The 12,201-nt window shown below is 39.0% G+C and carries 14 protein-coding genes, 3 tRNA genes and 1 other RNA gene; 6 read left to right on the top strand and 12 right to left on the bottom strand.

The features are described 5' to 3' along the window. The gene (rplT, locus tag AACH20_RS03305) at positions 1-342 is read left to right on the top strand and encodes a 50S ribosomal protein L20 (RefSeq protein ID WP_129743558.1); all 342 of its coding nucleotides are present in this window, start codon (positions 1-3) and stop codon (positions 340-342) included. A gap of 50 nt (positions 343-392) precedes the next feature. Here the strand turns inward: rplT and rnpB are convergent. Together rnpB and AACH20_RS03295 are read right to left on the bottom strand one after the other, a co-directional pair. Then, positions 393-734, bottom strand: an RNA gene (gene rnpB, locus AACH20_RS03300) — RNase P RNA component class A. 175 nt (positions 735-909) lie between these two features. Further along, complete coding sequence (locus tag AACH20_RS03295) at positions 910-1,554, bottom strand: site-2 protease family protein (protein ID WP_338504129.1); 645 nt, start codon at positions 1,552-1,554, stop codon at positions 910-912. A gap of 98 nt (positions 1,555-1,652) precedes the next feature. Between AACH20_RS03295 and rpmB the strand changes: the two genes are divergently transcribed. Beyond that, the gene (rpmB, locus tag AACH20_RS03290; RefSeq protein WP_338504126.1) at positions 1,653-1,862 is read left to right on the top strand and encodes a 50S ribosomal protein L28; all 210 of its coding nucleotides are present in this window, start codon (positions 1,653-1,655) and stop codon (positions 1,860-1,862) included. Positions 1,863-1,934: 72 nt separating this feature from the next. Here the strand turns inward: rpmB and AACH20_RS03285 are convergent, their stop codons facing one another. The 4 genes from AACH20_RS03285 to thrS are packed head-to-tail and all read right to left on the bottom strand — an operon-like array spanning position 1,935 to position 5,923. Next, entirely contained in the window at positions 1,935-2,573 is a 639-nt protein-coding gene (locus tag AACH20_RS03285) for an MBL fold metallo-hydrolase (protein ID WP_338504123.1), read from the bottom strand. Between the two features lie 2 nt (positions 2,574-2,575). Next, the gene (locus AACH20_RS03280) at positions 2,576-3,169 is read right to left on the bottom strand and encodes a transcriptional regulator (protein WP_338504120.1); all 594 of its coding nucleotides are present in this window, start codon (positions 3,167-3,169) and stop codon (positions 2,576-2,578) included. 24 nt (positions 3,170-3,193) lie between these two features. After that, the gene (gene miaA / locus AACH20_RS03275; protein WP_338504118.1) at positions 3,194-4,066 is read right to left on the bottom strand and encodes a tRNA (adenosine(37)-N6)-dimethylallyltransferase MiaA; all 873 of its coding nucleotides are present in this window, start codon (positions 4,064-4,066) and stop codon (positions 3,194-3,196) included. 45 nt (positions 4,067-4,111) lie between these two features. Continuing rightward, entirely contained in the window at positions 4,112-5,923 is a 1,812-nt protein-coding gene (gene thrS / locus AACH20_RS03270) for a threonine--tRNA ligase (RefSeq protein WP_338504116.1), read from the bottom strand. 60 nt (positions 5,924-5,983) lie between these two features. Between thrS and AACH20_RS03265 the strand changes: the two genes are divergently transcribed. The 3 genes from AACH20_RS03265 (at position 5,984) to AACH20_RS03700 (ending at position 6,916) form a co-directional block, all read left to right on the top strand. Beyond that, positions 5,984-6,060, top strand: a tRNA-Val gene (locus AACH20_RS03265). Positions 6,061-6,201: 141 nt separating this feature from the next. Beyond that, on the top strand, positions 6,202-6,327 hold the full coding sequence (locus AACH20_RS03260) for a hypothetical protein (protein WP_338504114.1): 126 nt from the start codon (positions 6,202-6,204) through the stop codon (positions 6,325-6,327). A gap of 103 nt (positions 6,328-6,430) precedes the next feature. Continuing rightward, positions 6,431-6,916 carry a hypothetical protein gene (locus AACH20_RS03700; protein ID WP_376787506.1) on the top strand — a complete coding sequence of 162 codons (486 nt, stop codon included), beginning with the start codon at positions 6,431-6,433 and terminating at the stop codon, positions 6,914-6,916. Here AACH20_RS03700 and AACH20_RS03255 read toward each other — a convergent pair. The 6 genes from AACH20_RS03255 to AACH20_RS03230 form a co-directional block, all read right to left on the bottom strand. Further along, positions 6,834-8,522 carry a glycosyltransferase gene (locus tag AACH20_RS03255; RefSeq protein WP_338504112.1) on the bottom strand — a complete coding sequence of 563 codons (1,689 nt, stop codon included), beginning with the start codon at positions 8,520-8,522 and terminating at the stop codon, positions 6,834-6,836. The genes AACH20_RS03700 and AACH20_RS03255 overlap by 83 nt on opposite strands. A 385-nt stretch (positions 8,523-8,907) precedes the next feature. Then, positions 8,908-8,983: transfer RNA gene (locus AACH20_RS03250), tRNA-Thr, on the bottom strand. A 52-nt stretch (positions 8,984-9,035) separates the two neighbouring features. Continuing rightward, entirely contained in the window at positions 9,036-10,034 is a 999-nt protein-coding gene (locus AACH20_RS03245) for a SurA N-terminal domain-containing protein (RefSeq protein WP_338504110.1), read from the bottom strand. Further along, on the bottom strand, positions 10,012-10,542 hold the full coding sequence (locus AACH20_RS03240) for a PH domain-containing protein (protein WP_178143150.1): 531 nt from the start codon (positions 10,540-10,542) through the stop codon (positions 10,012-10,014). Before AACH20_RS03240 ends, AACH20_RS03245 begins: the two co-directional genes overlap by 23 nt. A 5-nt stretch (positions 10,543-10,547) precedes the next feature. Beyond that, positions 10,548-10,624 (bottom strand) — tRNA-Arg (locus AACH20_RS03235). Positions 10,625-10,665: 41 nt separating this feature from the next. After that, the gene (locus AACH20_RS03230; protein WP_146423680.1) at positions 10,666-11,190 is read right to left on the bottom strand and encodes a nucleoside-diphosphate kinase; all 525 of its coding nucleotides are present in this window, start codon (positions 11,188-11,190) and stop codon (positions 10,666-10,668) included. Between the two features lie 86 nt (positions 11,191-11,276). On the opposite strand from AACH20_RS03230, the gene xerA reads away from it, so the two are divergent. Then, positions 11,277-12,200, top strand: coding sequence for a site-specific tyrosine recombinase/integron integrase (xerA, locus tag AACH20_RS03225; RefSeq protein ID WP_338504105.1), 924 nt, complete (start codon positions 11,277-11,279; stop codon positions 12,198-12,200). Position 12,201: the final 1 nt, after the last annotated feature.

Below are 12,201 nucleotides of genomic sequence, written 5' to 3'. Positions count from 1 at the left end.
ATGCGAGTAAAACGAGGAGTTGCCGCACGCGCTAAGCACAAAAAAATCTTAAAAGCAGCTGAGGGAATGCAGCATAATCGCACCAGAAGTTTTCGTCTTGCAAAACAAGGTGTTATTAGGGCTCTACAGTACGCCTACCGCGATCGCCGAAACAAGAAGCGCGATCTACGCGGTCTATGGATTACCCGAATCAATGCAGCTGCTCGACAAGAAGGCACAACTTACGGCAAACTTATAGCTTCTATGAAATCTAAAAACATTGAGATTGATAGAAAAATATTAGCAGAATTGGCAGTTAACGAGCCAAAAGCTTTCGCTGAAATAGTAAAAGCTAGTCTATAACAGGATAAATTTACCAATATAAAACACCCTGACATTATGCAGGGTGTTTTGTTCATAGTCTGCCTATAAGCCGGGTTCTGTCTAGGGCAATCATCTATCTAGTTTGCTTGTTGCCAAACAAATCAAGCGGTTATCGATCTGCGGACGGATAATCCTATTTGCAAATCTCCTTGCAGCCGACAGGGTTTACCTCTCGTCTATGTCGCCATAAACGACTGTGGGCTCTTACCCCACTCGTTTCACCTTTTCCCTCGTATATAAAATACGAAGGTAGTTTCGTTTCTGTGGCACTTTCCCTAGAGTTGCCTCCGGTCGCCGTTAACGACTGTCGTATCCTTCGCTGCCCGGACTTTCCTCTTAAGTATAACTTAAGCGATTACCTAACAGACTACATGATATATTATAGCACTAAACCCTAGACTTGTCTGTGGGCGCTAGATATTCCCCGCATAAATGCAAGGTGGGTGCTCGCAACTTATTGCCACGACAATAAATCATTAAAGCTCCCTATCATATGATGTTAGGAAAATCATACGCGCCCACGGATAAATCCAGGGTATACTCCTATTATACACCAAATATATTCATAAATACACGCAAAATTGCCCGAATACAGCCCGACATAACCTGCCCAATTACATCAGAAAACAGCACAACTATAATCATCACCAAAAGAACGCCGTTTTGCTCAATTTTTTGCATAACACCTCTGACACCGTCTGGCGCTACGGCGTATAATATTCTAGATCCGTCCAGAGGCGGAATTGGTAGCATATTAAAAACAAAAAAACCCAGATTCACCGATACAGCAGTAGAAATAATCAGTCCAAATATCGTAGGCTGTACTGCCCCAGCACTATTAATAACGCCACTAAACACTCCGACGCCAAACGCGATAAAGGCGATTACTAAATTAGTAATTGGGCCAGAAAGAGCAACAAGAGCCGCCCCCCAATCGCCAAAACGGACTCTATTCGGATTAAACGGAACAGGCTTAGCTCCTCCGAAAACTGGAGCGCGTAATACTACCATAATCAAAGGAAGCAAAATAGTCATCACCGGATCGATATGTCTTATGGGATTAAGTGTCAACCTCCCCTCTTCTTTTGCAGTATTATCGCCCAGCGCATACCCCATAAAAGCATGCATAGCCTCATGAATAGTCATAGACAGCAATATGACAATCAAAACTATTATTATTTCTAAAATCATAAGTGTTATTATAGCATCAATACGTAATCTTGACTAATTATACAAATGTCGCTACAATAATAAGGATTGTTATTAATAATAAAGTAAAGAGAGTGGAAATGGCATCACGATGTGATTTAACAGGCAAAGGCAAGCAATTTGGCAACAACGTCAGCTTCTCCCTGCGCCGCACTAAGCGTGTTTTCAAACCAAACCTTCAGAAGAAGACTTTTGTTGTTGACGGTCAAAAAATTACCATGACTTTAAGCACGAAAGCTATTCGCACCCTGAAGAAAAAAGGTATTTTGAGCGCAGCTGCTAATAAGTAATCGCTAAATCAAATTTTAATAAAATAACTCCGATTGTATTATCGGAGTTATTTTTAATTCAACAAGAAGACCCTAGCTTTTAGATATCTGAACAACTGTTAAATTATCTGGCAAATCCGTTATTTTCTTTAGCTTCCACTTTGGACCAGCCTCAACAACTGGAGCTCCTAGATTTTTCACAAACTCATCCACACCATCCTGTGGAACTTCATAATGCAAAGTAGCGTCATTGTAATGTACCGGAATCACCACCTTAGGATCCAATTGACGAATTATTGAAGTCGCTCCCATTGCGTCTAATGTATATCCATTTCCACCGACAGGTAATATTGCAAAATCAACAACACCTATATCTTCAAGCTGATCATCAGTTAGTTTATTCTCAATATTGCCAACAACCACTCCCTTAGCTTCACCAATCGTAATTTTATATATTGTAGATTTTTTAACATCATCTGTAGCGTCAATATGTCGGCGCGCTGGAATTCCTAGCAATGAGATGTCTCCGACTTCATATTCACCTGGACCCGAAAATAGTAGTCTTGGTGTAGAATCCACAACAGCAAACCGATCCTCTGTAACCACTTCTACGTCATTATTCACAGAAACATTTTTTCCTCCGACAATCTCTAAATTCGGATCAAATACCACACGAAGTTTCTTTGTGGTAACAATAACAGCATTTGCTCCTTTATACTCTATTTCAAACATACCTACTCCTTTCTCATTATATTTTCCGTATCTACTAATACGGAGTGCTTATTTCTTATAATATCCATTATAAACCTATCTTTGACACTCATCCTATAATAGAAATCATCATAAGATATTACGGCATAATTTATCTCTATTTTTCTATCTTTTTCGATTTTTTTAACAAGATTTTTTATAGTTACAGCAGACATGTCATCACCAACTAATAGCAGGTCAACAGAAGAGCTTGATCCGACCACTAATTTTCCCGAAATAATAGCCAACCTTAAACCCCTCATTCTTCCTAAAGAATCTTTCCAGGAAACGCCACTCGCAGTACCCATGCCGCCTTCTGTATTTTTATCTGAGAATATAGCCGCAAGCGGCTTAATGTAAGGATAGTCTTCATTTACGCTATAGTATAGTTTATTATCAATAGCATCCTGCTGTACTATACCTACAGACACCATATTAGCTAGCTCTCGACGAACAGAATTTATTTGCTCATCGATCATCCTAGTAATTTCCCTCACATAAAATGATTTTTCTGGATTATTCAGAAAAAGATGTAATAATTTTACCCTAGTTTTTGAACCAAATAATGAATCAATCATTGTACTATAATTGTAACATATTTTTTACTTACTATCTAATACTCGAGATAAATATTGTTCACACGAATGAATATCTCCCCATTCAATAAATGGGTTTCGTCTAAACCACGTCAACTGACGTTTCACTAAGTTTACATCACTAACAATAAACTCCCGAATAGCCTGATCTTCATCTATTTCTTTCTCGATTAATTTCTTAATAATAGGATAAACATTACCCGTCATAGCCTCATTACACCACCCGGCGTTATTAGTTAATCCTATTGTTTCTTCTACAACACCATCCTTGAACATTTTTTTTGCTCTATCTGTAATCCTCTGTTTTAATAGTTGTTTATCTGTAGTAATTCCGACAACGATGGTATTACTCAATGGCACTTCCAATCCAGATGACTTTTTACCGGCTCGCTCAATAGCCCTAATTAGATATCTTTTATTTTTACTATTCTCCGGCAAGACTACATCGTGATTGACGCAGTATTGTTGAAGCTCAGATATCGTCATTTCTTGTAAGTTAGCTCTCTTTTCTTTGCTGTATTTAGCTCCAAACTGAAAATCAAATATAACAGAATCAATATACAACCCTGTTCCACCAACAAGAAATGGAATATTTCCTCGACTTCGGATTTCCTTAATCTTTTGACGGGCATAGTCCTTAAATTGCGACGCACTGAAAGAATCTCCTGGATCCACTAAGTCAAGACCCCAATGAGAAACCTCCTGCTGCTCTTCCAAAGAAGGCTTAGCTGTCCCGATATTCATACCACGATAGACAGTTCTACTGTCAGCACAAATTATCTCTCCTCTATACTTCTTTGCCAATTGTATAGCTAATGATGTTTTGCCGCTAGCAGTAGGACCAACAATTGCAATTAGTGGTAGGTGATCTTCCTTCATCAATGCCGTTATCTAATTTTATAAACCTATCCAATTAGCTCAACCCTACAAAGATTTTATATACTCAGCAAGCTGCTCCAACGATATTTTTTCTTCGCCAGATTGCATGCGAACACTAACCTCGTTAGCTTCCATATCCTTTGGTCCTACGATAAGTTGAACAGGTATCTTCATAGAGGTAGCTTCCCTGATCTTCTTGCCTAATGATTCATTTCTAGAATCTATTGTAAATCTTACATCGTTATATCTAACCGGATTCATGAGAGTAATGCCTGATAATATGGTTGTTATTTTATCAACATACTCTAGTACTGTGTCGTTAATCGTCAAAACACGAACCTGTTCTGGAGTCGCCCAAAACGGAAACCATCCGCCAGTATGCTCTATAAACACACTTAAGAATCGCTCAATTGAACCCAATAAGGCGCAGTGAATCATAACTGGTGTTGTAAAATTACCATCAGCATCCGCATATTCCAAACCGAACCTTTGTGGTTGCACGAAATCTAGCTGCACAGTTGCAACTTGATGTTCACGACCGATTGCATCCGTTGCCATAAAATCGATCTTTGGACCATAAAATGCCGCCTCGCCCTCTTGCTCAAAATAATCCAAGCCTACTTTCTCGACAGCAGATTTTAACTGGTTCTGTGCAGAATCCCATAAGCCAAGGTCGCCTAAATACGAATCAGACTCGTCACGATAGCTTAATCTAACCCTGAGCTTCATATCGATCGATCCATACAGCTCACGAGCGGCAGATAATAAATTATTAATCTCCTCCTCAATCTGATCAGTACGACAAAATATATGACTATCATCCTGAGTTAATGAGCGCACACGATTTAACCCGCCTAACTCACCAGTTTTTTCGTCACGATAATCTGTTGTCGTCTCCAAGTATCTTACCGGCATATCACGATAGCTTCGCGGTCGTGAGGCAAAAATTTGCGTATGATGCGGACAGTTCATAGGCTTAAGAGCCATCTCGTCACTAGTTTCTTGACTCTTAACTAAAAATAATTCCTCTCCAAACTTAGCCCAATGTCCCGATGTTTCATATAAATCTTTTTTCGTAATATGAGGAGTCCAGACCTTTTCAAAGCCAAACTTCTGTCTCAGCTGGTTCGAATATTGAGCCACTATATCTCGTAAAATCGTACCTCGAGGAGTAAACAAAGGTAAACCAATCCCTATCAGAGAAGAGGTCGTATATAGATCAAGTTCCTTGCCTAACTTGCGATGATCTCGTTGTTTTGCAATTTCCAACCTATTAATATATTCATCCAGCTCTTCTTGTGTAGCAAACGCTACACCGTATATTCGCTGCATTTGTGGATTATTCTCATTGCCTCGCCAGTATGCTCCAGCCGTCTTAGTAAGCTTAAATGCGCCAACTTTTCCAGTACTATCCACATGTCCACCTCTACACAAATCAGTGTAATCACCCTGAGAATACAAAGAAACAGTCTCAACTTTACTGTCGCCATCAGACATAGATCCCATTTTTTCTCCAGCTAATTCACTAGCAACTGTAGTACCAGATCTCTTAAGATCATTCAGTAGTTCCACCTTAAATGACTGATCTCCACTTATAGCCCAATCAATAGCCTCTTCTACCGACACATCGCGCCTCTCAAACGGATAATTAGCCGCTACGATCTTTCGCATCTCCTCTTCTATCTTCGGAAGGTCAGCTTCAGAAATTGTCCCGTTGTCAAGATAAACATCATAATAAAAACCATTATCGATAGCCGGCCCCACACCAAACTTCGCCTGAGGCCATAAATGCTGAATAGCCTGCGCCATAATATGCGCTAGGCTGTGTCTCATAGATTTTAGTTCTTCTTCACTCATATCAATATTATACCACGCTCCTTGATAGTAGGCATCTGTTATGATAATATTATTATATCTGGGCGATTAGCTCATTTGGCTAGAGCGCTTCATTGACGTTGAAGAGGTGAGAGGTTCGAATCCTCTATTGCCCACCAGATGTGATACATAAGCCTCGTCGATAGTAGACGGGGCTTTTTTTATAAATAGAATTAGTTAATGTAACGGAAAACGATCAAGCCTGCATGTTTTCCGTGTGTACCTTGACTTTATCCAATAAGTATGTTAGAATTTAAAGCATGAGTAAGCATGACTCGCCTAGTTTAGGCACAAAAAAGCCACAACACTGTTCTTTATTGAGTAAGGCGAAAATTCACTACGAATATAATAAGAAGATCAACGAAGAAAGATCTATACTTAATTAAGTTCCCAGATTTACAAAGTAATCGCCTCTATAACGAGGCGATTTTTATTTTACACAGTACTTTTCCACTGGATTTTTTTATAGTTGTATGTCAATATATTGATATGATATGCATAAAATGTTTTCACGAAAAAACCCACGTAACAAATTCTCGCCAAAATAAAAAATACCCAATAACCTGGCGTAGACATATATGCGACCAATGCGGTTATTCTTTTACAACCTACGAAAAGCCTGCGATTTCCCTCGTTGTCACATCACAAGATGGCAAGAAAAATAATTTTTCTATAGGAAAACTGATACTTAGTATTGCACGAAGTTTTAATCATAACGAAAAATTAGCAGGCTCATATAGCTATGACTTGGCCAATACTATACAAGATAAGTTGATACTTTTACAAAACAAACCCACTATATCATCACAACACATCGCCGAAATAACCCACTCAACATTACAGAATTTCGACCAAATAGCCGCACTGCAATACGCAGCACAACATGATCTTATCATCCCTCAGAGGAAGAGGCGTCGTGGTCGCCCTTCTTTTTCTTATTCTGAGCACGACTCTGATCATTCATCTCTACAGTAGTCTTCTCTGTCACGTCAAACTTATCAAGATATTTACCAAGCAAAAGATGAGTCTGGGCATTATACGAGGCCATTGAGCTGTATACTATAGCAATTACAGGCATCAGAGCCCATTGCAGGACCATTAATACATTCCTACTCTTTTTATATCTTTCTGGGCGCGGAGGCAGAAGTTTAAATGATACGAAAATTGAAACCAGAATACCTACCATAGCTATCTGTTGTATTAAGCTAACCGTATCCGGCAGTTGATGTGCGGCAACACTACGAGCAGCCTCACCATTCAGCACAAGTGGCGCCCACCCGCCAAAAGCAACAATTAGGGCAATACAGGCCTGTGTTACATGTCCATCTAACAACCTTATAAACCTGGCTAGACTAGGCCAAAATTTTACTGTTCTATTTTTATTGAATACGTTATTACCAACGTATGCCACATCTGAAGCCCCGTAGCTCCAACGACGCAACTGAACAAACTGAGCCTTCAGTGTCTTTTTATATCCATTAGACAATACCGCATCCTGATAAATCGGTACAAAAATTGGCACAACCTCATAATTGCCATCAAAATAGAAATAGCTCCTCCAATACTGATGACCATCTTCAACAATTGTTCGCGTACTCCAAAAGTTCATCTCAACGAGAGCATTCATTGGTTGCGAATGTGACGCAAAGTTACGCAAAGAATATGGGCGCATGGAGCTAATAATGTTCCAGAATGAGTTCCCTGTTGCCACTACTCGCATCGGTGCAGGAACATCCCATATATTATTAGTAAATAAACATATTGGCTGAAACGATAAGTGCTTTCTATCTTCGTGAACAATATATTCGTACGTCACATAGTCAAAGTAATACTTATGCGGCTTATTATCACAGTCCATCGTTGTAACAATAACATCAGAAAAAGCTATTTCTTCCTGTTGTAAATATTGCTCTAACCACTTGCCTGCATACGTAATGTTTCCGCCTTTACCAACTACTTCATTTGGCAGATCTTTCGGATGTTTTACAACGTGGAAAGAATGAAAGTGCTTGCCGTATTTCTTTTTTAGTATTTTAGCTGTTGTATCAATATCAACACCACCACGTTCTTCGTATGCAAAAACCACAATCAGACGCTTCTTGTTGTATGTCGTATCTAAGACCGCTTTAAGAGCAGGCTCAATCACTTCTATACTCTCGTTGTATGCAGGCATAATAAGAGCGTTGTAAATATTACTAGGTTTAGGATAGTACCCATCTTCCGCAGCAGACATGAATCTTAGGTTATCTACGTGTTGTTGATATAACAACTCCTTAGATCGACTATCTCTCAGTCTAGAGTATGCTTCTTTCGGATCTTCCAAATCAGACAATCGACCATTCCAGTCGACTCTCGACGCTTTTTCCATATTACTATAACCACTAATTACCCTATAGCTAATTGCTATAGCTTTCACAAACGCGGCTAGGATTATAGACAGTAAATAAATTGATGCCAGAACAGGACTTAAAATAGACAAAACAACCAAAAGAATAATAGCCCCATAGCTCAATATCCCAGGGAGCATCTCAAAAAAACGATATTTTTTTGTTCGTTTACCAAGCGGTATTTCAATGTCCATGTATTATCCTATCGATGCAATTTTAATTATAGAATAGGCTAAAATAGCTAAAATAGCTAAAATACCCAACGTCAACCATAAAATAAATATAGCCAAGCTTCGTTTCTCTAGTGAAATTAACTTGACACTTAGTGCAGAGTGGCCAAAAACTATCATAAACGCCAAAGCAAAATAGCTAAATAGACTAGACCAGTGGCTCCTATAAAAATTTGCATCACCATACGTAGTGTAGCGCGTAATAACCTGAGCCTCGCTATGTTTTATTGATGATCCTAAAAATATAGATATAACAATAGCCACAACAACGTTAACGATCAAAAGAGTTGCCACAGTCCTGTCGCTAAAAACAATTTTTATCGATTTCTTTATAGTGTCTTTCATAAAATGGAGCCGTTGACTGGGCTTGAACCAGCGACCTGCTCGTTACGAATGAGCTGCTCTACCAGCTGAGCTACAACGGCAAACTCCTTAGGAAATTATAGCAAAAATAGGAGTTTTTTCAAACTAGAACGACTATTTATCAATTGAAATGAAATATTTTACTTTATTGTTATTTTTTAAGTAGTTAAACTGGTTATTAAATTCAGTCAATGGAACTTTTACATAATAGTAATTTACGGTGTTGCCTTCAATATTATTAAGCATCACAAAATAATATCCGTCACCCGAAAGAGTCTTTATGGGACCTGAGATTTTACCCTTTGCTAATGACATAGCAGCTTTCGTTAGGCCTCCGTCAGAATTATCCGTAGAGACGGATAGATCAAATACCGGCTGCACTTTGTCGCCCATTTCCGTAGCAATATCCTTTAATGATTTACCCTCTTGCAACCTCTTTTTAATGTCAGACGCTAGATTATTAGCTGTTTTATCAATCTTAAAAGACACTTCCTGTTTTAACAAAGTATATTTCATAGCAGTTTTTAGCTCATCCATTGACCAATGAAGATTGTCTTTCACTACAGACTCATAAGCGGACTGTGATAACTTGCTAGATTCCTGCTGTTTTTTGATAAGATCTTGAACCTTTTTATCATCAACCGTAATATTATTTTCTCTCGCAAGTTTTTTGGCGTATGCCACCTCCAATGCCTTATTTATAGACTGGTTTTGATAGAACTTAACTTTGTCCTTTTGATCCGCTTGCCCCTGAGACTGCAATACTGCCAACGAACTACGATGATACAGAAGATAGTCGCTATACTCAGCATTTTCTCCGTCAATATTAGCCACAGGAAGAGGTAAAATCTTAGTTATCCTATATGCGATATCACTTGTATCTTTCCAGATATATAACTGTGCCCAACCAAGAGCAATGAAAACAATCAGAATAACAACACTAACGAGCATCGTTATCCACACCAATCGACGTTTGGTGTATTGGATAGGATATTTATGCTTACGACCAGCCGCCAAGACCTTCTCGCGGTGCTGAGCTACTGTATCGTTTGTAATCCTCTTAGGTAGCTCCTTTGGTTGTTTTTTATCTTTACGGTTCAATAGATTCTTCATTGATATCCTCCTTCTTTGTCGAAATTTCCACTGCGTCTTGTAGTTTATTATAGATCTTATCTGGATGTTCTACGTTTTTTATAACAAGATCTCCAACAAAAGTTTGAATAACTATTGTACCAAACTTAAACATTTCTCCGCTAAACCCCGGAATACTATAACTAATATTCTGAATTTTTGACAATTTCAGCTCAATGACATCTTTACCAAAAAATCCATGCTGAGTAATCTGACGAATCCTCTGATCGGTAACAATATAGTAAGTATAAAACCACATCAGAAAATGATAGAAAAAGAGCATCAAACCAAAAATAAATCCACCAACGAACACCCATAAAAGATTCAAATTATCTTGCCAAATTAAAAAAGGCAATGAACCAAGCGTCATTGATCCGAGAAGCAGATAAAATCCTTTTCTCATAGCGATTATGTGACGACGAAACACAAACAACAGTTGCTCTCCGTCACGCTGCCCATCAAATTGCTTATCTTTAATTTGTTCTGTCATATATCTGGTACCCCGGGCAGGAGTCGAACCTACAACCTTATCCTTAGGACGGATCTGCTCTATCCAGTTGAGCTACCGAGGCATACAACCATTATACCACGGTAGCTCTCAGGAAAGACTAGCTTAGCGAGTAAACTTTTCACTTAATGTGTGATAATTTACCAATTCTTCCGGCTTGAACCAATGCTCGATCTCACGAACAGCCTCATCTGAATCGCCGGATGCGTGAATCAAATTTGGAACTCCCTTTTGACACTCATCCGCATAGCCAAAACTAATGTGTGAGTAATCACCGCGAATTGTTCCCATGTCAGCTGACTTAGGCTCTGTTGGGCCAACAATCTTCCTAACAACAGCAACAGCTTCAACGCCCTCTAGTACCATTGCTATGACCGGACCGTCCATCATCATATCTAATGTTATATTCAAAGTTCCCTCGCCTCGACGAGTAGCCAATTTACCAATGTCTTCGTAATGAGCATAGTAATGGTCTCTAGATGGTGATGTCATTTTTACACCGACTATCTTCAAGCCAACTCGCTCAAAACGTTGTAAAATTTCCCCAACTATACCTCGTTGAACTGCGTCAGGCTTAAAGACGATCAATGTCCTTTCAACGCCACAGTAATTTTTTTCGCTTTCCGCCATAGATACTCCTCTGCTTATTATTTTCTAATATAGTAACAGAAATAAATAATTTGATAAACATATTCATTAGCGATAGAATAAATATTATGTTTATATCAGAAGCTTTAACTGATTTCTTAGAGCACCTAGAGGTTGAAGGTGGGCGTAGTCAAAAAACCATCATAAATTATCAACTATACCTAGAGAGATTCATTGATTTTGCTGGCGATATAAATGTTGATAAAATTACATCAGAACTAATACGTCAGTATCGCCTCTGGTTAAACCGTTATAAAAATGACAACACTGGCGAAGAGCTGTCTTTAATTACCCAAAGTTATCATCTTATTGCACTGCGAGGTCTGCTAACCTACCTTTCTCGTCGTAATATCAAAAGTCTAGCGGCCGACAGAATTATATTACCCAAAGTAGTCCGTAAACAAGTGACTTTTTTACAATATGACGAGATTTTACGTATGATCGATCAGATACCAACCGATACAGAATCTGGACTGAGAGATCGAGCAATCGTTGAGTTACTATTTTCCAGCGGACTGCGTGTTTCAGAATTGGTCAATTTAAACCGAGATCATATAAACCTAAAGAGGCGCGAATTTATGGTGCGAGGAAAAGGACAAAAGGATCGCCCTGTTTTTATTTCAAAAAGTGCTGCCGAACACATATCGGCATACCTGGAAGCTAGAACAGATAATCTACCCGCTCTATTTTTAAGCTATAGCAAACGCCATACAACTCCCAACACCTCCGGAGACTACCGTAGGCTAAGCGCGCGCAGTATTCAGAGAATGGTTGGTCAATATGCTAGATTAGCTGGTATCACAAAACATGTAAGCCCACACACTATGCGCCATAGCTTTGCCACCGACCTACTTATGAACGGTGCAGACTTGCGTTCAGTCCAATCAATGCTGGGACATAGCAATATATCAACAACACAGGTATATACGCATGTTACCGACCAACACCTGAAAGATATTCACGACCGATTCCATAGCGATACAGAAGCTTAGC

It is taken from the genome of Candidatus Minimicrobia sp. QA0096, from assembly GCF_963967315.1.
Lineage (GTDB): Bacteria > Patescibacteriota > Saccharimonadia > Saccharimonadales > Saccharimonadaceae > Nanosynbacter.
The sequence above is the reverse complement of the archived record's forward strand: the minus strand, read 5'-3'. Positions and strand labels throughout refer to the sequence as shown.